The organism is Corynebacterium sp. J010B-136, assembly GCF_002967075.1.
GTDB lineage: Bacteria > Actinomycetota > Actinomycetes > Mycobacteriales > Mycobacteriaceae > Corynebacterium.
Genome location: NZ_PUGE01000002.1, coordinates 56,674 through 78,449 on the forward strand (window position 1 = coordinate 56,674; position 21,776 = coordinate 78,449).

General features: G+C 54.8%; 19 protein-coding genes. 12 read left to right on the forward strand and 7 right to left on the reverse strand.

Translation table 11 applies throughout. The annotated features are described in order from the left end of the window. The first annotated feature begins 29 nt into the window (after positions 1-29). Positions 30-812 (forward strand): SDR family NAD(P)-dependent oxidoreductase, encoded by a 783-nt coding sequence (locus C5Y44_RS03625; protein WP_105323718.1) that lies wholly within the window; start codon positions 30-32, stop codon positions 810-812. 55 nt (positions 813-867) lie between these two features. Further along, positions 868-1,626, forward strand: coding sequence for an SDR family NAD(P)-dependent oxidoreductase (locus tag C5Y44_RS03630; protein ID WP_105323719.1), 759 nt, complete (start codon positions 868-870; stop codon positions 1,624-1,626). 102 nt (positions 1,627-1,728) lie between these two features. On the opposite strand, the gene C5Y44_RS03635 is transcribed toward C5Y44_RS03630, so the two are convergent. Further along, positions 1,729-3,249: a phospholipid carrier-dependent glycosyltransferase gene (locus tag C5Y44_RS03635; RefSeq protein WP_199185985.1), complete on the reverse strand. Its 1,521-nt coding sequence runs from the start codon at positions 3,247-3,249 to the stop codon at positions 1,729-1,731. 73 nt (positions 3,250-3,322) lie between these two features. Here C5Y44_RS03635 and rsmI point away from each other — a divergent pair, with 73 nt between their 5' ends. The 3 genes from rsmI (at position 3,323) to metG (ending at position 8,119) form a co-directional block, all read left to right on the forward strand. Continuing rightward, positions 3,323-4,162, forward strand: a complete 840-nt coding sequence (gene rsmI, locus C5Y44_RS03640; protein WP_105324055.1) for a 16S rRNA (cytidine(1402)-2'-O)-methyltransferase — start codon at positions 3,323-3,325, stop codon at positions 4,160-4,162. A 274-nt stretch (positions 4,163-4,436) separates the two neighbouring features. Next, positions 4,437-6,206, forward strand: a complete 1,770-nt coding sequence (locus C5Y44_RS03645; RefSeq protein ID WP_199185986.1) for a BCCT family transporter — start codon at positions 4,437-4,439, stop codon at positions 6,204-6,206. A 68-nt stretch (positions 6,207-6,274) separates the two neighbouring features. Then, on the forward strand, positions 6,275-8,119 hold the full coding sequence (gene metG / locus C5Y44_RS03650) for a methionine--tRNA ligase (protein ID WP_105323722.1): 1,845 nt from the start codon (positions 6,275-6,277) through the stop codon (positions 8,117-8,119). A 213-nt stretch (positions 8,120-8,332) separates the two neighbouring features. On the opposite strand, the gene C5Y44_RS13225 is transcribed toward metG, so the two are convergent. Then, positions 8,333-8,527 carry a hypothetical protein gene (locus tag C5Y44_RS13225; RefSeq protein ID WP_146108471.1) on the reverse strand — a complete coding sequence of 65 codons (195 nt, stop codon included), beginning with the start codon at positions 8,525-8,527 and terminating at the stop codon, positions 8,333-8,335. A 510-nt stretch (positions 8,528-9,037) separates the two neighbouring features. On the opposite strand from C5Y44_RS13225, the gene C5Y44_RS03655 reads away from it, so the two are divergent. The 7 genes from C5Y44_RS03655 to C5Y44_RS03685 all read left to right on the forward strand — a co-directional run bounded on the left by C5Y44_RS03655 (position 9,038) and on the right by C5Y44_RS03685 (position 17,259). Further along, positions 9,038-10,315 carry a CynX/NimT family MFS transporter gene (locus tag C5Y44_RS03655; RefSeq protein ID WP_105324056.1) on the forward strand — a complete coding sequence of 426 codons (1,278 nt, stop codon included), beginning with the start codon at positions 9,038-9,040 and terminating at the stop codon, positions 10,313-10,315. Between the two features lie 84 nt (positions 10,316-10,399). Next, on the forward strand, positions 10,400-11,233 hold the full coding sequence (locus C5Y44_RS03660) for a TatD family hydrolase (protein WP_105323723.1): 834 nt from the start codon (positions 10,400-10,402) through the stop codon (positions 11,231-11,233). A 299-nt stretch (positions 11,234-11,532) separates the two neighbouring features. Further along, positions 11,533-12,699 carry a resuscitation-promoting factor gene (locus tag C5Y44_RS03665; RefSeq protein WP_105323724.1) on the forward strand — a complete coding sequence of 389 codons (1,167 nt, stop codon included), beginning with the start codon at positions 11,533-11,535 and terminating at the stop codon, positions 12,697-12,699. A gap of 33 nt (positions 12,700-12,732) precedes the next feature. Then, entirely contained in the window at positions 12,733-13,590 is an 858-nt protein-coding gene (gene rsmA, locus C5Y44_RS03670) for a 16S rRNA (adenine(1518)-N(6)/adenine(1519)-N(6))-dimethyltransferase RsmA (RefSeq protein WP_105323725.1), read from the forward strand. 52 nt (positions 13,591-13,642) lie between these two features. Further along, entirely contained in the window at positions 13,643-14,617 is a 975-nt protein-coding gene (locus tag C5Y44_RS03675) for a 4-(cytidine 5'-diphospho)-2-C-methyl-D-erythritol kinase (RefSeq protein ID WP_105324057.1), read from the forward strand. 30 nt (positions 14,618-14,647) lie between these two features. Further along, positions 14,648-16,531, forward strand: a complete 1,884-nt coding sequence (locus C5Y44_RS03680; RefSeq protein ID WP_105323726.1) for an ABC-F family ATP-binding cassette domain-containing protein — start codon at positions 14,648-14,650, stop codon at positions 16,529-16,531. Between the two features lie 185 nt (positions 16,532-16,716). Further along, entirely contained in the window at positions 16,717-17,259 is a 543-nt protein-coding gene (locus C5Y44_RS03685; protein WP_233189813.1) for a hypothetical protein, read from the forward strand. A 114-nt stretch (positions 17,260-17,373) separates the two neighbouring features. Here C5Y44_RS03685 and C5Y44_RS03690 read toward each other — a convergent pair whose 3' ends face one another. From C5Y44_RS03690 to C5Y44_RS03710, 5 genes are all read right to left on the reverse strand, one after another. Further along, positions 17,374-17,718, reverse strand: coding sequence for a hypothetical protein (locus C5Y44_RS03690; protein WP_105323728.1), 345 nt, complete (start codon positions 17,716-17,718; stop codon positions 17,374-17,376). Positions 17,719-17,767: 49 nt separating this feature from the next. Beyond that, positions 17,768-18,649, reverse strand: coding sequence for an HtaA domain-containing protein (locus C5Y44_RS03695; protein ID WP_105323729.1), 882 nt, complete (start codon positions 18,647-18,649; stop codon positions 17,768-17,770). Positions 18,650-18,785: 136 nt separating this feature from the next. Then, entirely contained in the window at positions 18,786-19,616 is an 831-nt protein-coding gene (locus C5Y44_RS03700) for a heme ABC transporter ATP-binding protein (protein WP_105323730.1), read from the reverse strand. A gap of 4 nt (positions 19,617-19,620) precedes the next feature. After that, complete coding sequence (locus tag C5Y44_RS03705) at positions 19,621-20,655, reverse strand: iron ABC transporter permease (protein ID WP_105323731.1); 1,035 nt, start codon at positions 20,653-20,655, stop codon at positions 19,621-19,623. Further along, entirely contained in the window at positions 20,655-21,740 is a 1,086-nt protein-coding gene (locus C5Y44_RS03710; RefSeq protein WP_105323732.1) for a hemin ABC transporter substrate-binding protein, read from the reverse strand. Before C5Y44_RS03710 ends, C5Y44_RS03705 begins: the two co-directional genes overlap by 1 nt. Between the last annotated feature and the right edge of the window lie 36 nt (positions 21,741-21,776).

Below are 21,776 nucleotides of genomic sequence, written 5' to 3' on the forward strand. Positions count from 1 at the left end.
TTTAAATTTTCACAATAAGGAGAAGAAAAATGCTGACTCGCGACGATGGACTCGAAGGAAAAGTAGCTCTCATCTCAGGTGGTAGTAGCGGCATTGGTGCATCCTTAGCCGCACTCTATGCAAAGGCTGGATGCGACAGTGTCATTTCCTATATCGAAGCTGATGGTCACGACCCACAACTTGTGGTCAAGGCAGTAGAGGCAGAAGGACGTCGCTGTATCGCTGTCCCATGTGATGTTTCCTCGGCTGCTGACGTTGAGAAATTCGCACAAACCGCACTAGATGAGTTTGGACGTATTGATATTGCGGTAGCCATGGCGGGTATTTTGCGTCGTGCACCGTTGGAGGACATGACTGATGAGCGTTTCAATGACATGCTCGATATCGATCTCGTCGGTGTTCTTCGCCTTTTCCGTTCCGCCGCAGCGCGCATGACTGACGGTGGTGCGATGGTTGCAGCTTCATCTATTGCAGGCGGACATTACGGTTGGGAAGAGCACGTCCACTATGCCGCAGCGAAGTCTGGTCTTCAGGGGCTATGCCGCTCCTTGGCAGTGGAGCTTGCTCCGCGAAAGATCCGCGTAAACACGATTATTCCAGGACTCATCGAAAGCCCTCAGTCACTGGATGGAAACAATTCCCTGGGTAAAGACGGGCTAGATGAAGCGAGCAGCTATATCCCGTGGGGACGGGTTGGCACCACCGAAGAATGCGCACGCGCGATTCGCTTCCTCACCTCCGATGACGCAGCGTTTGTCACCGGCCAGCAACTTATTGTTGACGGTGGACAAACCGTGCGTTGGCCTAGCTAGACCGCTGGCATGAATGAATTGAAGCATGGAGAATTAGAAGGAGATACGAAGAAAAATGGCTATTGGACCTCAATTAGAAGGCAAAGTTGCAGTTGTTACCGGGGCTGCCAGTGGTATTGGAGCCGCCATAGCGGAATTATTCGGCGAGCACGGGGCATCTGTTGCGGTAGTTGATCTCAACGCAGAAAATGCGCAGAAGACCGTTGAGAATATTCTTTCGCAGCGTGGTACAGCGAAAGCCTGGTCCCTGGATGTGACCGATGGGGCGGCAACCGAAAAGGTAATGGACGAAGTCGCAGCTGAATTCGGCGGAATAGACATTCTAGTCACGGCGGCTGGAATCTTGGACCAACAAGACTTTTTGGAAATGTCCGAAGAGACCTTTGATCGCACCATTAGAATCGACCTCAAGGGAGTATTCCTGTCAGGACGATATGCTGCGCCCCATATGGTCAAACGTGGCGGCGGGCGCATTATCAATATTGCTTCGCAAACTGCCATCAAGGGCGCAGTCAGCCTGGCACATTATGTCGCTGCCAAAGCCGGTGTAATTGGAATGACCAAATCAATGGCATTGGAGTTAGCAGAGCACAATATCTTGGTCAACGCCATTGCACCTGGCCCTATTGAGACTCCACTGTTTGATGGGATTACTCAGCAGTGGCGTGATGAGAAGCAAAAAGAACTGCCTATTGGCCGCTTCGGAAGGGTGGAAGAAGTTGCGCCTACGGCTTTGCTCCTAGCATCTTCGCCCGGCGGTGATATCTACACCGGTCAAACACTGGGGCCTAACTCTGGTGACGTAATGCCATAGAAAATCTAAACGGTGCTGCTCTTCGATATGAGGATGCAGCACCGTTTATTTATTTGCAGACGAACACCTCTCGCGTACACAACTGTCCGAGGGGAGATTTAGTTAGCGCCAGTTCGGCAGCCACATGATGGAGTTATACCAGGCCTCGGGGATGGTGTAGCCGTACAAGATGGGGGAGAAGTACACGAACATGGCGATAACTGCACCGAGGTAGCAGTAGGCGGCGACGGTGCCGCGTGGGGCGCGCGCCGGGATGAGCCAGCGCACCTCTTTGCCGTGACCAACCAGTTGCCCAAGGATAAGAGCCAAGGCCACGATGACAAAAGGAATCAGTGGTGCGGCATAGAAGAAATACATCTGGCGGTCATAGGCAATAAGCCAGGGGATAAACCCGGCGGCAAAGCCTACAAGTGGCGGGATGAAGCGGCGGTCTTTGCGTAGCAGTACACACCATAGTGACCAGAGTAAGACTGGGATGAGTAGCCACCAGATAATCGGGGTGCCGAAGAGATAGATCATTTGCCGGCATTCAGCACCGTTGAAGCACTCCAGATTGGTATTGGAGTAATACAGAATCGGACGCCCGGCGACCAACCATTCCACAGGCTTGGAATCCCAGGGGTGGGAGTGGCCACCAGAAGTGGTCAGTGAGGCGTGAAATTCCAGCACGGAGGAGTGGTAGTAGAAAAAGTTCGCCAGAGTATCGGGGAACATCCGCAAGGGAGAATCCGCAGGCACTGTGCTATCGGCGACCGCGTGGCGGTAGACGGCGGTCTCAGTACCAAACCAGTGGCGCCACGACCACAGGTACAAAGCAACCGGTAAGGCGACAAGGGAGGCAAGGGCGGCGGGGACATCGCGAAGCAAAGTGCCCGTAATGTAGCGCTTGATGCCGTAGCGGCGGCGCAGCCACAAATCCGCAAAGACGCACGTAAGCCCGAAAAACGCGATGTAATACAGCCCGGACCATTTCACGCTGAGGGCAAGACCTAGCGCGACGCCGGCAGTAAAGCGCCACCAGCGAAAGCCGATGCGTGGGCCGAAGACAGAATCCCCGAGGCCGCCCTCGAGCCACGCAGCATGCAGCCGGTTGTGTACTTGCTGGTGGTCGCGCACCAGTGCCCATGCGGCAACGACCACGAAGAAAGTAAGGAAGATATCCAACATACCGAACTTGGAAGCCACCAGCAGTACGCCATCAAATACGGCGATGATGCCGGCGAAGGTGGCTACTTGCCAAGATGCGGTTAGACGCCGGGTGAGCGACATGATCATCACCACGGTGCCGACCCCAAAGAGCGCGGCCATGACTCGCCAGCCCAGCGGTGTGTAGCCAAAGAGCATTTCGCCCCAGGAGATGATTTCTTTTGCCAACGGTGGGTGAACCACAAGTCCATAGCCGGGGTTGAGCTCAATGCCAGCCTTCGTCATATCCCAGGCCTGAGGCACGTAGTGCTTTTCATCAAAAATTGGGGTGCCTGATGAAGTTGGCGCGGTCAGCCCGATAAAGCGGGTGATAAAGGCTAGAGCAGCAATAACCCAGGTGGAAATAAGATCCGTGCGATGCCAGAGATAGACAGGCGGTGGCACTGGTGGCGCCAAGGGAGCAGACCGGGGTGGCACGGAGGTGGCCTGTGCACCGGGTTTTCCTGGGTGGGATTGAAGTCTAGGCACTCAAGTCATCATAATGGAAGATATGACCACTCAAGATCTTCCGCGCGGTGTAGTACTCGCAGCAACCCCATTGGGCAATATGGCCGACGCAACAGATCGACTAAAGCAGGGCTTAGCCACAGCTGATGTCATCGCTGCTGAAGATACCCGTCGCGTGCGCAACCTCGCGCAGGCTTTGGGGATTGAAATTCGGGGACAGGTAGTTTCCAACTTCGACCACAATGAAGATCAGCGTTCACAGCAGCTTATCGATGCCGCCCGGACCGGCACGGTCCTAGTTGTCACCGATGCCGGTATGCCGTTGGTCTCTGACCCTGGGCACTCCATTGTGGTGGCAGCTGCCGAAGCGGGCGTGCCCGTGACGTGTTTTCCAGGAGCATCCGCGGTAACTACCGCTTTGGCACTATCCGGTCTTTCCGCAGGGCGGTTTATCTTTGATGGTTTTGTCCCGCGCAAAGCAGGGCAACGTCAAAAATGGCTAGAGAGCCTGCGTTCGGAATCGCGCGCGGTGGTCTTTTTTGAATCGCCGCATCGCCTAGCTGAAACCCTCGCCCAAGCCGTGGAGGTCTTAGGTGCGGAGCGCAACGCTGTGGTGTGCCGGGAGTTGACGAAGAAATTTGAAGAAATCCGACGGGGATCCCTCGGAGAATTGGCCGAGTGGGCAGTCGATAATGCGCGCGGGGAAATTACGGTCGTTCTAGATGGTGGCAGTGCGCAGATTGTGTCCGTGGAATCATTGCTCCCGGAGGTTGAGAAATTAGTAGCATCTGGCATGCGTTTGAAAGATGCCTGCAAGCATGTAACTGAGGGGACTGGCGTATCTAACCGCGATTTATATCAAGCCGCACTGCAAAAACCTTAACAAATAGCTGTTAGGCACCACACAAAAGGCGAAATGTTATACAACCGTTATTTTTCCGGGTGAAATGATAATCTTTCGTGAGGATAATGGCATTGCGCATGAAGTTAGCAGCGAACACGGGTTTTTGTGGCTCTTAGATTAATAGAATTAATATGTAAATCAATCCTTTTTATGTTGCCATTGCATCTGTTTTTCCAGCATCCTTTTAGCTATGACTATTGGAGATCCTGAAAATTCACAAGAAAGTCAGCCTGGCTCCGGCCAGGCTGAAAATATGGATGGGGGAGTCCCGCCACAGGTATCTGAGGAGGAGACTTACGAATCGAATGAATCTGCAACCGGTCAGCTAGCGTCCATGCTGGATACCGATTTCGATCCTTCTGAGCACCCAGCAGAAGAAGAAATCGAACTCGAAGCAGATAAGAAAGACGCCAAGATTGACTGGACGGTTACCGGCATTGCCGGTGTGCTCGTTGCAGCAGTTGTCGTCTGGGGCCTTTCCCTCCCAGACAACTTCGCGGATGTCTCGGGTGCGGCGCTGAGCTTTGTTACCGATAACTTTGGTTGGGCATTCGTCCTCTTTACCACCGTTTTTGTGGTCTTTGTTATCGCTATTTCTGCTTCCAAGTTTGGCACCATCAAACTAGGCGCGATTAACGAAGAGCCGGAATTTTCCACGGTGTCATGGATTTCCATGATGTTCGCCGCTGGCATGGGTATTGGTCTGATGTTCTATGGTGCATCAGAACCACTAGCCTTCTATCGCGATGGTGTGCCTGGACATGAGTCCAATGAAGTGGGTACGTCCATGGCAACAGCTATGTTCCACTGGACCCTCCACCCATGGGCAATCTACGCGATTATCGGCTTGGCTATTGCTTACTCCACGTTCCGTATCGGCCGTAAGCAGCTGCTGTCTTCCGCTTTCGTCCCGCTCATCGGTGAGAAAGGCGCTGCCGGTCCACTTGGCAAGCTGATTGACATCCTGGCTATTTTCGCCACTGTATTCGGTACCGCTTGTTCCCTGGGCCTGGGTGCACTGCAGATCCAAGCTGGTTTGCAGGCTTCCGGCATAGTGGACGACCCATCCAACAGCGTTGTCCTAGGTATCGTTCTGGTTCTGACCCTGGCGTTTATCCTGTCCGCACTTTCTGGCGTGGGCAAGGGCATTCAGTACCTCTCTAACGCCAACATGGTCATGGCAGCTCTGCTGGCAATCTTCGTGTTCATCGTTGGTCCTTCCGTGACCATCTTGAACTTGGTTCCAGGTTCCGTTGGTAACTACCTGGCTAACTTCACTGAAATGATTGGTCGCACCGCTGAGTCCGCTGACGGTACCGCTGGTGAGTGGCTGTCGGGCTGGACCATCTTCTACTGGGCATGGTGGATTTCTTGGTCCCCGTTCGTAGGCATGTTCTTGGCACGTATTTCCCGCGGCCGTAGCGTTCGCGAATTCTGCATCGGTGTTTTGCTGGTGCCAGCTGGTGTGTCCACCATTTGGTTCTCCATCTTCGGTGGCACCGCAATCCACTTGGAACAGACTGGACGTTCCATCGTCGGTGAGACCACTGAGGCCGAGCTGTTCAACCTGTTGGAATCCTTCCCGATGGGTAGTATCGCAGCGGTTGTCGGCATGATTTTGTTGGCTACTTTCTTTATTACCTCGGCGGACTCCGCGTCAACGGTCATGGGCTCCATGTCCCAAAACGGCCGCTCGGACGCTACTCCGTGGCTGTCTGCCATCTGGGGTGTTCTCACCGCAGCCGTTGGGCTGGTGCTGCTGTTGACCGGTGAAGACGCACTGAATAACCTGCAGAACGTGACTATTGTTGCTGCGTCGCCATTCCTCGTCGTGTTGGTATTCCTCATGTTTGCCATCGTGAAGGACCTCCGCAATGACGTTATTTACGTGGAATACCGCGAGGCACAGGCCTTCCAGCGCAAGCTGGCTCGCGAGCGTCGTATTCACCGCGAGGTGCAGTCGAAAGAAGCACGTCGTCAAGCAAAGCACAACAAGGCAGCTGTGAAGACAAAGAAGCGCTAAATACAGAAAGTCCCAATTTATTTGGGGCGAAATTCACAGACGTTGACTTGTTGGATAAAGTAGAGGCCATGACTGAGTCTCTCGTAGTTAACGTTGCCTGGCCGTATGCCAATGGACCCCGCCACATCGGACACGTGGCGGGGTTCGGCGTTCCTTCAGACGTGTTCGCTCGCTTTCAGCGAATGCGCGGACGCAACGTACTCATGGTCTCTGGCACGGATGAGCACGGCACCCCGTTGCTGGTCCAGGCTGATAAAGAAGGCGTGAGCGTGCGTGAACTCGCGGATCGCTATAACCGCCAGATCGTCGAAGACTTGGCTGGCCTGGGCTTGTCTTATGACATGTTTACCCGCACCACAACGCGCAACCATTACGCCGTTACCCAGGAGCTTTTCAAGGGCCTGTACGACAACGGCTACATGATTAAAGAAACCATGCAGGGTGCGATCTCTCCATCGACTGGTCGTACCCTGCCGGACCGTTACATTGAGGGCGAATGCCCAATTTGTCATGCCGATGGTGCCCGCGGCGACCAGTGTGACAACTGCGGTAACCAGCTCGACCCGATCGACTTGATCAACCCGGTTTCCAAAATTAACGGCGAAACCCCAGAGTTCGTTGAAACTGAGCACTTCTTGCTGGATCTGCCAGCATTGGCTGAAGTTTTGACCGAGTGGCTGCATACCCGTGAGGATTGGCGTCCTAACACCTTAAAGTTCTCGCTCAATCTGATTAAAGATATGCGACCACGCGCAATGACCCGTGATATTGACTGGGGCATTCCTATTCCAATTGAGGGCTGGGCAGAGAACGATGCGAAGAAGCTCTACGTGTGGTTCGACGCGGTTATTGGCTACCTATCCTCTTCCATCGAGTGGGCATACCGCAGCGGCAACCCCGATGCGTGGAAGGATTACTGGCAAAATCCGGAAACGCGTCATTACTACTTCATGGGTAAAGACAACATCACCTTCCACTCACAGATTTGGCCAGCAGAACTGCTCGGCTATGCCGGTAAGGGCTCTAAGGGCGGCGAACTACACAAGTACGGTGAGCTGAACCTTCCAACCGAAATTGTCTCTTCTGAGTTCTTAACTATGTCGGGCTCGAAGTTCTCCTCGTCCAAGGGCGTTGTCATCTACGTCAAGGACTTCCTCAAGGAGTTTGGCCCCGATGCACTGCGTTACTTCATCGCTGTTGCAGGTCCAGAAAACAATGACACTGACTTCACCTGGGATGAATTCGTCCGCCGCATCAACAATGAGCTGGCCAATGGCTGGGGCAACCTGGTCAACCGTACGGTCTCCATGGCTAATAAGAACTTCGGTGAAGTTCCAGTCCCCGCAACCTTGACTGAGGCTGACACCAAGATTCTTACCTTGGCTGAGGAAACCCTTGCTACCGCTGCAGAATATTTGGAAGCATCCAAGTTCAAGGCTGCGATCACCGCGGCAATGCACGTGGTCGGTGAGACGAATGCTTATATCGCAGACCAAGAGCCATGGAAGCTGGCGAAAGATGAAACCCAGCGCGAGCGTCTGGCCACCGTGCTGTGGACCGCACTGCAGGTGGTATCTGACTGCAACATCATGCTCACCCCATTTTTGCCACACACCGCGCAAAAGGTTCATGAGACCCTCGGTCGCACCGGCGTGTGGGCTGCGAAGCCGCAAATTCACGAGGTTCAAGATGATATGCCAGTGGATTTGATGGGCATCAACCTGCCAGAAGAAGGTCATTCTTACCCAATCATCACGGGTGACTATGACGCGCAGCAGGCCACCTGGGCGCGTGTCGATGTCGTGCCTGGCACCAAGCTGGAAAAGCCAAAGCCACTCATTGCGAAGCTGGATCCAGAGCTCGGCGTTACCGGTCCGGAGTGGGCACCGGTTATCCCACGTGACGAGGCTTAAGTTCCTTTTGGACTGCTAAGGCGCCAAGCATATTGTTCCTTGGCGCCTTATTGATCTTGAACGAAATAAGATTAGCCGATTTGGCAGCCGCCATCGATGACAAGAGCCGTCCGGATCCTATTTGGCGAGTCGTGACTGGCAAAGAAAGCGATGGTTGCGGCGAGAGCATTTGCACGGGCGCGGCGTATCCTCGGGAGCCACGTCAGCAACGGCTTAATACATGAGCAATGTTGGGGATACCCGTAGGGATACCAGCGCATTGACATGGATTCCATCGACTACAGATTTCCACGCTGAGGCTTCGGTTGGTTCGATAAGACCTGACTTGGCGCTGGCATAGGTTGCGCAGCCAGCCGTTCCCGAAGGCACAGAGATCGACACTGTACTGCTGACGGTGGCGTTTGCCATCCCTAACCTACAATCTTTTAACAACTTACAAGCGGCCTCCGGCTTCCCTCCATGGATCTGGGGCCACCAAAAGCCGGGGACGCGAAAACTGCCGAAGGGGTGGAAGAATCTGGGGACCATCGAGTTTGGTTTGTAATGTGCTAGACGCGATTCTCGCGGACCCGCAGAAGTTCGAATGTTGCTAATCGCAGATATTCAAAGCTGCAATGTAAGCCGCACTTTATTGGGGATAAACGCGTCCCTTGGGCAATTAACGAAGTCTTAGCTTGTGCTGTGGGTTAGGCATTGTGCCAGTCTTCGAGCCGGTGGCGTAGCGTATACGTGAACGCTTTAAAGCAGCGTTCCCTTAATCTTTTATGTCTCTTGCGCTGCGTGCGCTCTAATTTTTCTCCTTCGCATTGTTAGATGCCGCTTTGGCACGGTAAGCCTGAGGACGAACTGGGCTAGGCTGCGTCGAGCAATGCTTCTTTAAGGAGCAACAACAAATATTTAACGAAGGTGGTGGACTTCGTGGCTAAGAAGCTCACGGTGGGATTCGGGCTAGCGGTTATTGCCGTGGCGTTTACCGCGATAAACCTGCGCGCAGGAATTTCATCCTTAGCGCCGGTAATTGGGCAAGTGGCTGACTCCTTCGGGGTTAGCAATTCCACAGCGGGTATTTTGACCTCACTTCCGGGATTTTGTTTCGCCATTATGGGCTGGTCGGCGGTCCCGATTGCGCGCCGTTTAGGGCTTTCGCCCACTTTGGTGGCCGGCAGCGTTGCTTTGCTGGTGGGTTTGGCTATTCGTCCCTTTGTCAATAGCTACTGGCCATTTCTCTTGCTCACCGTTTTGCTCATTGCCGGGATCGCGGTAGCAAATATTCTGCTGCCCGCATGGGTTAAAGAGCACAGCCAGGGGACCCACCAAGTGCGGTTGATGATGATCTACACCGCAGTTCTGGGTGCATCTGGTGCGGTTGGTCCACTATCGGCGTTGCTCTTTAGTGGTTCTTCAGCATGGCGTTGGAGCTTGGGAGTCTGGGTCGTTCCTGTCGTAGTGCAGGTTGTGGTTTGGGCAATCGTGCTGAGCAGGACCAAAAAGGATGTGCCGTCCGCTGGTGTCATGCCGGATCCGGAGGCGCTGGTAGAAGAGCTCGAAAACGCAGAGAAGAAACCGGCTAAACCCCTGCCAGCGCAGCCTGTTTCAGACCCGGGAGGCTCACTCATCAAGTCGCCCACGGCGATTGCGATGATGCTATTTTTCGGTATTCAATCCTCCGGTGCTTATGCCCAGATGGGTTGGTTGCCAGCTATTTTGGTCGAATCCGGAGTCAGTGAAGCAATCTCGAGTATCGCACTAGCGGTGCTCGGCGGCCTTAACGTTATCGGTGGCGTGCTTATGCCGTGGCTGCTCTCACGTCTTAACAGCGTGGTTTCCTTGCCGGTCATTCTGGGTGTTGTCACTGCTGGTGGTTGGCTTGGTGTCATGTTCGCGCCCACTGCCGCGCCACTGGTGTGGGCATCGATGCTGGGAGTTGGCGGCATGTGCTTCCCACTTGCACTGGCACTGCTCACCGCTCGGACACGCTCCCCACTGGTCACCGCGCGCCTTTCTGGCTTTGTCCAGCCAGGCGGCTACATCATCGCCGGTATTGTCCCATTGCTCATGGGCTTTTTATACTCGGCGACTGGCACCTGGGATGCGGCGCTGATTCTGGTTACTGTCATGAGCTTGGCGCTCATCATCTTTGGCGTTCGCGCAGCGCGCAATGTCTTTATTGATGATGAGCTTGCGCGTCAGCAATAGAATTCTCTAGCTAGAGCGCAAATTTTTCTCACGGGAGTTCTCCCCGGATAAGCCACCCTGCGGGGTGGCTTTTATACTAGGGGCATGTCGAAGAAGAAGCCACGTCCAACTCCAGTTCCGGCAGAGGGTCTGAGCGGAATGATTGATGCCCATACCCACCTGACGTCGTGCAAGGATGAGATTCCAGTGCTGATCGATCGTTTTGTGGCAGCCGGGGTTGAGCGCGTGTGCACTGTAGGCGATGGTATTGATGAGGCTGAGCTGGCTTTACAGGCAGCGCAAGCGCATGACCGTATTTTCGCCGCATGCGCTATTCACCCCACCAAGGCGCACACCTTAGATGCTGAGGCGAAGTCACGGCTGAAGGCGATGGCAGCCGATCCGCGCTGCGTGGCAGTGGGGGAGACTGGGCTGGATGATTACTGGACGCAGCATGCACCAGAAGACACCGCAAGCTTAGAAGTCCAAGAACAAGCTTTAAAATGGCACGCTGAGCTAGCCGCCGAAGTAAATAAGACGTTGATGATCCACAACCGCGAGGCTGATAAGGATCTCATGCGGGTGCTCGGCGACTGTGTGCAGGTGCCGAATGTCATGCTGCATTGCTTTTCTTCGCCACTCGAGGTGGCCAAGGAAGCGCTCGATCGCGGCTACATTTTATCCTTTGCGGGCAATGTCACTTTCAAACGCAATGAGGAACTACGTCAATCTGCAGCCTTAGCACCAGCTGAGCAGATCCTGATTGAAACTGATGCTCCTTATATGACTCCGGAGCCATTTCGCGGCTCACGCAATGAGCCATCGCTGATTGGGCATACCTACCGCGTTGTGGCTGAAGCGCGTAATCAATCGGTAGAAGAGCTGGTAGAGCAGGTCCGGGCTAACTTTGACCGGGTTTTGAGCCCGCACAACGCATAAAGCGGCACAGCCTTTTATGCGTTCTGCGGCATAGGCGCGTTAAGGTTCGCGGCCCAAGGCTGGCGGGGGCAGATGTGAGAAACTTCACGGCCGGAGTCCGCGCAGGTAATGCGTGTTGGTTGTGATGGGTGTGAATGAAGTTCGATAAGTTGTGCGGCCTGTCGTGATTATTTAGAAAGTCACGCAGTGTTATCGTATTGTTACTAATTGTTATCCTGATGGTTGTAATTGACTGCGTCAAAACACTCGTCGGGAAGTGGCAAAAATTTCAATACTCCCAAGAAGTTCTAGAAGGTTCCATGTCTACCACGCACCACATCAAGCGAATCAATAATACGCGTTCGCTACCACTGCGCCTGGCAACAGGCGGCATGCTGGGCACGCTTGCGGTTGGCGGCGTCGTTGCTGTCAACGCGCAAAAAGATGTCACTGTGGACTTAAACGGTGAGCGTATTGAACTTGCAACCTTCTCCTCTGATGTCGAAGGCGCGCTTGCTGCGGCAGGCGTTGAATACGCTGATGATGACCTCATCTACCCAGCGCCGAGCGAAGCCTTAAATAGTGGTGAATCCATCACGGTGCGTACCGCGAAGCCTGTGGCTGTTACGGTAGACGGTGAAGAAAAGACCATGAAGTCTACCGCGTTGACGGTAGATGACCTGCTGAGCACCATCGACGGTGTAGCACCTGGCGCAGCCGTTTTGGCTGGCGATGAGGAAGCCACAGCAGGTGACAAGATTACAGATGGGATGGAATTGGAGGTCGTGAGTCCAAAGATCGTCTCCATTAAAGACGGTGGCAAAGTTACCTACACTTCCATCGCGGCTAAGACCGTTGGGGATGTATTAAAAGAGCGCGGCATCAAGGTCGACTCTGATGACCGCGTGTCCCCAGGGGTAGAGGAAAAGCTCACCCCAGGCACCAAGATCGTCGTGGACCGCGTAGAAGTACAAGAATTCGATCTGACCGAAGACTTTGACGCTGAACCAAACTACGTTGATGACGAGAACTTGGAAAAGGGCGAAGAGCGCATCGTCGAAGAAGGCATGCCAGGTGAGCGCGAGCGCACCATTAAGAAGGTTCTTGTCAACGGCAAGGAAGAGTCCAAGGATGTTATCTCTGAAAACATCCTGACCAAGCCACGCCCAGCGACGATTGCCCGCGGTACGAAGGAAGCAGCTCCGGAATCTGCTGGAGCAGATGCTCCAGCAGTTGCCGGCGGATCCGTGTGGGATGAACTTGCGCAGTGTGAGGCCACCGGCGACTGGCACATCAACACCGGCAATGGCTACTCCGGCGGTCTGCAATTCAACGCGCAGACCTGGCAGGCCTACGGTGGCGGAGAGTATGCACCACAGGCTTACCAGGCATCCCGCGAGCAGCAGATCGCTATTGCAGAAAAGGTTCAGGCAGCTCAGGGCTGGGGCGCATGGCCAGCATGTACTGCTTCGATGGGTCTGCGCTAATACTAAAACCGTATCTGCGATAAATTAGAGGGCATGTCAAAGTTATTAGGGCCCGTTGAAATTCGTGACCTAGCGGAAAAGCTAGATGTCAGCCCCACCAAAAAGTGGGGTCAGAATTTTTTGCATGACCCCAACACCATCCGCCGCATTGTTGCCGCGGCGGATTTATCTGCCGATGACCACGTGGTCGAGGTCGGCCCTGGCCTTGGGTCCTTAACTCTTGGGCTTCTAGACGAAGTTCAGCATGTCACCGCGGTCGAAATCGATCCGCGCTTGGCCGGCGAATTACCATCGACTGTTGCATGGCGCGCGCCAGAGCACGCGGACAAGCTCACTTTGCTTCACAAAGATGCTTTGCGTATCGATGCAGAAGAATTAGGCGAGCCCACCGCACTAGTTGCCAATTTGCCCTATAACGTTGCGGTGCCGGTGCTATTGCACCTATTGGAGCTTTATCCAACGCTGAAGCGCGTACTGGTCATGGTACAGCTAGAAGTTGCCGATCGTCTCGCTGCGGATCCAGGCTCCAAGGTTTATGGCGTACCTAGCGTGAAGGCCTCCTTTTATGGCAACGTGCGCAAGGCCGGGAACATCGGCAAGCATGTCTTTTGGCCAGCACCCAACATCGAATCCGGCTTGGTACGCATCGATTTATATCCGCCGCGTGAGCGCCCGGCGACGCTTTGGCCGCTTATCGATGCCGCCTTCGCCCAACGCCGCAAGACCCTGCGCGCTGCACTTTCTGGCTTTTATGGCTCGGGACAAGCTGCAGAACAAGCGCTGCGCGCAGCTGATATTGAGCCGACACAGCGCGGTGAAAAGCTCAGTATCGATGATTTTATGCGGCTTGCTACGGTCGACGCAGGGAACGGAGGAGCCACACATGAGTGATCTGACTGGTTCCAACGATCCGAATGATCCTTATTGCCGCGTGCCAGAGCGGATGCCGAACTTGCAGCGCGAGTGGAAAGCGCGCGCCTATGCAAAAGTAAATCTGCACCTCGGTGTCTGGCCCGCGCGCGAAGACGGATTCCACGAACTGTCCACGGTCTTTCAATCCGTAAATATCTACGATGAGATCACCTTGCATATCCGCGATAATGTTCTTGACCGCGGAAAATCACCTGTCGCAGGACCACTGAAAATTACAGGTCCCACCGCCGCCGGTGTTCCCACCGACGAAAGCAACTTGGTGTGGAAGGCCCTCGATAGGCTAGCGGTGCACATCCCGCTGAGCTATCCAGCCTTGGATGTAGAAATCCATAAGCAAATCCCTGCCGCCGGGGGAATGGCCGGAGGCTCTGCTGATGCTGCTGCGGCGCTGATGCTCGCGCAGAAACTCTATGCCACTTTCTTTGAGCTGGAAATCGCTAGCGCCGATATCCTGCAAGAGATCGCCGCGGATTTAGGCTCCGATGTCCCTTTTACCATGATGGGCGGTACCGCTTTAGGCAAAGGCCGCGGCGAGGTTTTATCACCAATGCTCACACGTGGCGAATACCACTGGTGCTTCATTGCTTCTGCACAAGGGCTATCGACGCCAGCGGTCTTTAAAAAACTTGATGAGATGAGGGAGGCATCGGCAAGCGCTGGCGATGGCTCCTTAACTCCGTCCCTGGATGTTACTGACACGGCCCAAGCCCTAGTCTCCGGCGATGTGCACCGTCTGGCCAAGGTTTTAAAAAACGACCTGCAGCCAGCTGCTTTATCACTGCGGCCCGACTTGCGCAAGACCATGGAAGTGGGAATGGAAGCCGGCGCTTTAACCGGCATTGTCTCCGGATCGGGTCCGACGATTGCCTTTTTATGCGAGGACGCAGCCCAAGCCGAAGAAGTACGCAGCCAAGTCACCCTCGAAATTCCGAAGACGCGCGGCTACGTAGCAAGCTCACCAGGACCCGGGGTTCGGATCTACTAGGGGCAATGGGGCTAGAATTGATGACTAACTATGGCAAACCTCATCAATTTAGAAACAGTCACTAAATCCTTCGGTCTAAAGACCCTGTTGGATAATGTCTCCCTCGGCGTACAAACCGGCGACCGCATCGGCATCGTCGGTGTCAACGGCGGTGGTAAAACCACCTTGCTGGAAGTGCTTACAGGCATTGAAGAACCTGACTCCGGACGCGTCTCCCATAACTCTGGCCTGCGCATGGCCGTGGTCACCCAGCGCTTTGACCTGGATGAATCCATTACCATTGCCGAGGCCGTTATTAAGCCGCTGGGGCTTGAGACTTACGAATGGGCATCGAATGCCAAAGTCCGTGACGTGCTCGGCGGGCTAGGCATTGTCGAACTTGGCCTTGATACGGTCGTGGGGCAACTTTCTGGTGGGGAGCGTCGCCGCGTTAACCTCGCTGCGGCCTTGGTTCAAGATGTGGACCTAGTGGTCTTGGATGAGCCGACTAACCACCTGGATGTAGAAGGCGTGCAGTGGCTGGCCAGCCACCTGCTTGCCCGCAAAGTGGCCGTCATCGTGGTTACCCACGACCGCTGGTTCTTAGACACCATTGCGACTTTGACGTGGGAAGTCCACGACGGTCAAGTGGATTCTTATGACGGCGGCTATAACGATTGGACTTTCGCACGTGCTGAGCGCGCACGCCAAGCTGATGCGATGGAGCAGCGCCGGCAAAACCTTGCTCGCAAAGAGCTAGCCTGGCTGCGCCGTGGCGCACCTGCGCGTACGTCGAAGCCACGCTATCGCATTGAAGCGGCCGAAGCCTTAATCGCAGATGTTCCAGCCCCGCGTGACACCGTGGAGCTGATGGCCTTTTCCAAACAGCGCCAGGGCCGTGTGGTCATTGAATTAGAAGATGCCACCATCACCACTCCCGATGGCCGCGAGTTAGTAGAAAACCTCACCTGGCGCCTGGCGCCTGGCCAACGCATCGGTTTGGTTGGGGTGAACGGCTCCGGCAAGACCACCTTGCTACGTACCTTGGCGGGGGAGAACAAGCTCGCTGAAGGCCGCCGCATTGAAGGCCAAACCGTGCGCTTGGGATGGCTGCGTCAGGAATTAGACGACCTAGACCCCAACCGTCGTCTGCTGGATGCGATTGAAGACGTCGCGACCTATGTGCACATGGGCAAAAAGGAAATGTCGGCCTCACAGCTAGCTGAAAGGCTGGGCTTTAGCCCTAAGCGCCAGCGCACCCCGATTGGGGATCTCTCCGGTGGTGAGCGCCGCCGCCTGCAGCTGACCCGCGTGCTGATGGCAGAACCTAACGTGCTACTACTCGACGAGCCCACCAACGACCTCGATATCGACACCCTGCAGGAGCTAGAGTCCCTGCTCGATTCCTGGCCTGGCACCCTGGTGGTTATCTCCCACGACCGCTATTTAATTGAGCGCATCGCCGATGACACCTACGCCCTTTTCGGCGACGGCAAATTAACCAACCTGCCCGGCGGCATTGAAGAGTATCTCAAGATTCGCGCAGAGCACGAAGCCGCCAATCCCACTGGCGCTTTAAACCTTGGCGACGTTGCAAACACCTCTGAGGCAGCGCCTATCGATGCCTCCAGCGCGGGGCCAGCCTCCACGGGTGCTGCAGCAGCGGCTGCGGGTTCTACCCCGGCAGCAGCTCCGCAGTCACGATTGTCTAACCAAGAACAGCGCGAGATCACCAAGAAGATGAATGCGCTTGAACGCAAGATGAGCAAGTTGGACCCGCAAATTGCCAAGATTAATGCCGATATGGCCGCGGCAGCGCAACAGATGGACACCGAGGCTCTCACGCGTTTAGATAGCGAGCTCAAGGAGCTAGAAGCCGAACGCGAAGGCTTAGAGATGGAATGGATGGAGCTCGGCGAAACTCTCGAGTCCTAGGGGGTTGCTCGCCAAAGGCTCGCAACCCGCCGATTTCGCGCAACCCGCAGAGGCTTCGTGAGTTCTCAGACAAAAGCCGTGAGGCTGGGATGTGGCTGGCAATTTAATTACAATGCGATAAAGTTGCTGGAAATTCCACTCTCAGACTAGGCATGGGGTGGGGTAGATATGGCATGGTGGTGGCCATGAGCATTTCTCGACGTCTTACTGCAATTGCGCTCGCTGGCGCTTTGACCCTCGGCGGTACCACCGCCGCTAACGCCCAGGAAAACCCAGCTGAAAAGCTATCTTCCCAGGCGCAGAGCCAGATTGATTCGGCTGCAGCGAAGTTTATTTCCAGCTTGCCGCAAGAAGTTAAAGACACTGCCCACAAACTTGGCATTAAGTTGCCATCGCTTGCTGGTGCAGCTGAGACCCTGCGTTATGAAACCGTTGCGCACTTGGAAGAAGCTGGCCACACCAAGAGCAACTCCGCGCAGTCCACTGCACAGAAGTGGGCAAATGAAGCCGCTGCTGGAAAGGTCTCCTTTGAAGACGGCGTCGGCCACGGCACCGCAAACAAAGACAAGGGCACCGGTGCTATCTTCAAGCTGACTGAGAAGGAAGCCCGCGACCGCACCAACTGGTTGGATCGCAAGGGCAACCCACACAACGAGCCAACCGGCTTCGGCGTCGCTACCGCAACCGATGGCAAGTACGTCTACATTGCGGAATTCTTCCTGAACTAAAAGACCCCGCATAAAAAGCGCCGGTCACCCTAACACCAAAAGGTGGGGTGACCGGCGCTTCGCTCTATGAGAGGGCGTTTTCTACATCTACTTAGAAAGGATTACTTGGAGCTGCTAATTCTTCCACGGAACACTCGGCAGAGCCATGTCTGCAAAGTGCATGATGAGAGAAGCAGAGATTCCAACGACACCACCTACAGCAAGGAGCAGGCTGAGCACATTAATCGTTCGGTCTAGAACGGAACCATCATCAGTGGCAATGGAGCTCGTATCCCAAGAGCTCGTTTCCGGCTGTTCTTCACCAGTGCCAGTAGGGTTGGCGTTTTGTTCGGAGCTTTGCGCGAGTGCGACTGGCGCAGAAATTGTTGCCACTGCAGATGTCCCAGTTGCTAGTGCTAGGGAAAGGCAGACCGCGGCGAACTTATTCCGGCGGCGAAGCGATGGTGTGTGGTCAGACATTTTAAAAGCGCATCCTTGAAAAAGTGGTGTTAGAGAGTGAGGCTACGGACTAGAAGCCGAAGTTCTTCAGGTTGATACCTGGGATGAAACCGCCAACTGCTGCACCGATTGCTGCCAGGATTGCCACGATGATGGCAATGATTCCACCCTTAGAAGAACCGTCCTTGGAGGAGAGGTCCTTAGCTGGATCCTTCTTTGGATCTTCCTGCTTGTCCTTGTCGTCTTGATCGTCATCGTTACCGGCAGGGTTCTCGTTGTCCTTGGCGTCGTCATCGTCACCAGCTGGCTGCTCTGCAGGAGCCTCACCGAAGGTTACTGAGAGGTCAACGGCGCCGTCCTGGACTGGGCCAGCATCATAGTTGAGAAGTGAATCTACTGCTCCCTGCAAGAAGGAGGTCTGCAGATCTGTCTGCTCATAGGTCTCTTCGGCTACTGGAAGGAGCGCTTCGTCGAGGGTGAAGGAAGCAATATCTGCGTCGTTAACTTCGGCATCGTGGACTTCTTGGCCAGGGAATCCACCCTGCAAGTGGTAGTCAGCGGTGATCGTAGCTTCGGTACCGTTTTCGATGTTGATCTTGATGTCGGAGTACTTCAGATCGAGCGCTCCGTGGTGGCCTTCGTAGTGAATGGAGCCATTGAGCTGAAGGGTACCGTTGCCGTCTGCGTCCAATTCAGACTCATCTGGGTTCACAGTAAAGTCGAAGGACTTGTCTTCCTTAACGTAGGACACCTGGTCAGTACCAATTTTACCATCAACGAACGGCATGTTGATGTAGTTGTTGAAGGATTCCTTGATTGGCCAGTTGATTGCGCCAGATTCAATTGCAGGAACGCCTTCAGCTTCAGCAGCGATTGCGGTAGGGACGGTCACTGCAGATGCAGCGAGGGCGAGGGCGACAGCACCCGCGCGCAGGCTTTGAGTGGTTTTCATTTTTCTCCTTGGGAATACCTAGCGTTTACTAGGACAGGCTTACCATAGTTAGATCTGCCTAAATAAGGCAAGGTTTAGCTAAATCGGGGGTATGGTATGGGGTATTTTTGGGTTGAAATGGCGTTTATCCGGCCGGCTATTGCCGGGCGGTAGCTTCGCTATTTGCCCAGTTCGTTGAGGTGATGAGGGAATGGTGCAATGCGCCGGGTTCGGCGCGCCGCGGAGCAATGTGTACGCCGGAAGTGGTTTTGGTCACTTCGATGGGCCAGCCGTACACCTTGCTTAAAATGTCCGAAGTGAAGACAGAATCGACATCGCCGGAAGCAGCAACGGTGCCTTGATCAAGACAGACAATGGAGTCGCAATAGGCCGCTGCTGCGTTCAAATCGTGCAACACGACGACAACGGTGGCACCGTGCAAAGCTAGTTCGCGGATAAGCCCCAGGGACTTTTCTTGATAGTGAATATCCATTGCCGCGGTGGGCTCATCGAAAAACACGATAGGGGTGCGCTGAGCAAGCACTCGTGCCATGGCGACGCGGGCGCGCTCACCACCGGAGAGCACCATGATGTCTCTGTCCATCAAGTGCGTGGTGCCGGTGGCTTCTAACGCGGCGTCGATGATTTCATCGTCAAGTGCTGCTTGTTCAGTACGCGCCCAGGGGCGACGACCCATTTCCACGACGTCGCGGACGAGGAAAGAAAAGGCCACGCTGACGTCTTGCAGCATCACGGAGCGGATGCGCGCAAGGTCTTTAACCGGCGTTATTTGTGGGTCTGTATCTTCCAATTGCACCGACCCGCTACTAAGGGGCATATCACCCGCAAGGGCCGATAGAAGTGTGGATTTACCGGCGCCATTGGGTCCAATCAGGCCTGTCACCGTACCTGTTCGCGCGGTAAAAGATACGTTGTCAACGATGCGTTTGCCGGCGATGTCAATGGATACATCAGTTACTTTAAGCATTGATTTATACACCTGCTCCCTTTTTCATCATGCGACGCAAGAGGATGAAAAATGTTGGCCCACCGACCAGCGCGGTAAAAATACCAATGGGCAAGTCCGCAAACGGAATGATGGTACGAGAGCCGATATCAGCTCCGGCGATTAGAAGTGCGCCGCCAAGTGCAGATGCCGGAATCAGTACCGCGTTAGATGGACCGGCAACGGTTCTGACGATGTGTGGAATGACCAGACCGACAAAGCCGATGAGACCGGCATAAGATACCGCCCCGGCAGTTAGCAAGGTCGCCAGCACGATTGACAACGTGCGAAGCATGGACACATCGACACCCACATGCGTTGCGGCTTTATCGCCTAAAGCGAGGAGATCTAGCTGTTTAACTAAAAGCCAGGCGCAAATAAGGCCAAAAGCGACGATGACTCCGACGACACCAACGTGTTCCCACTTGGCGCCGGAGAGCGTACCCATCTGCCAGAAAATGATCTGTTCGCGAGAGGTAGTCGGCGCGAAGAAGATGAAGAAGGAAATGATTGCGCCGGCGATGGCATTAACTGCGATGCCGACCAAGATGAGGTTTACCACCCGAACTTTGCCGCCTAAGCGCGACAGCGTGTAAACCAGCCAGGTTGTGAACATTCCTGTAATAAAAGCTGCGAATGGAACGGTGGAAGAGCCCAGGAAGTTAAATCCGAAGACGATGACGATTGCGGCACCGACGCCGGCACCTGAGGTAACGCCAATGACAGAAGGCTCAGCCAAGGGGTTGGCAAAGACAGCCTGCATGAGCGCACCGCCGACTCCTAGTGCCGCGCCAACTAGGAGGCCCAGGACCAAGCGGGGGAGACGAATCTGCCACAGTACCGAGCCGTCCATTCCTTCAAACCCTGTTGGCCCGGCTTTCAATAGCGCGGGTAACTCCCGGAGCGAAATTTCATATTGGCCAATCGCTACGCTGAAAAGCGCGGCGACGAGCAGAAGAACCGATAAAGCGATAAAGAGGTAGCCGCGAGTTTTGCGGCGGATCTCAAATGTCTGTGTCATCAGTTGCTGTTTCCAGACTCGTCGCCCAGGTAGAGCCCCTTAGCGGCGCGCAGCAGCATTTCCGCGGTTTGAGGGCCAAAGGCCAAGGAGTCGCCATCGGGCAGGGTGAGAACGCGTTGGTTCTTGCCAGCATCGGTTTGAGCTACACCAGGTCGGTCCAGCAAACCGGCGATGTCACCGGTTGATTCCAAGCCTGCATTCATCATGACAAAGATCTGTGGGTTGAGCTCCACGAGAGCTTCCGCGCTAGCAGGAGTTGGTGAACCAATGCCACTTTCGCTGGCGATGTCAGTACCACCCAAGGCCTCAATCAAGTCACTGCTGCCATCTTCAGCACCGAGGATGTAGAAGATACCGCCGGTGCCACGCGCATAAAGGAATGCCATACGTGGAGGTTCGTCCGGGATGATTTCTGCGATTGTTTCCTGTGCCTTAGCTAGCTCATCCTCGGAGCGCTGTGCGAGCGTTTCGCCTTCTTCTGGCAAGCCCACAACGCCAGCAACGTTTCGGATGTCTTGACCAATGGTGTCGATGGATCGCTCGGGTGACATCACGACGGTGGTCACACCTGCAGCACGAATTTGGTCAATTGCGCTGGCAGGACCAATGGAGTGGTCAACAATAACTAGTGAAGGATTGAGGTTCAGCACAGCTTCGACGTTGATATCGTGCCCGCCGGCGGTAACTGAAGGCACATCCTTCAAAGACTCCTCAGTAGAAGAGACCGTGCGTCCGATGATGTTTTCACCTAGGCCCAAGCCGCGCAGGGTTTTGGTGTAGGTGCCGTACAAGTCAAGAGCGACGATTCTGGACACATCGTCAACCACAACGTCGTGTCCATCGGCATCGGTGAGCTCCACTGGTAGTGCAGGAGAAGCAGAGTCGGTTACCGGCTCAACCTCAGCGAGGTTATCCACGCGAGCTGGCCCGGTGGCATTAGCAATGTCTTGGATATCGCCCTCTTGGAGTTCTTTTTGCAGGGCAGCGTTAGTAGTCGACGTGTTGTCCCAGCTTGCGCAGCCAGTCAACGTCAGCATCGCTGCTGTTCCGAGAGCAAGCGCAGCGACACGTGCTTGTTTGAGCATGGTAGTAAAAACTTTCTTCAATAGTCACAGGGGAGG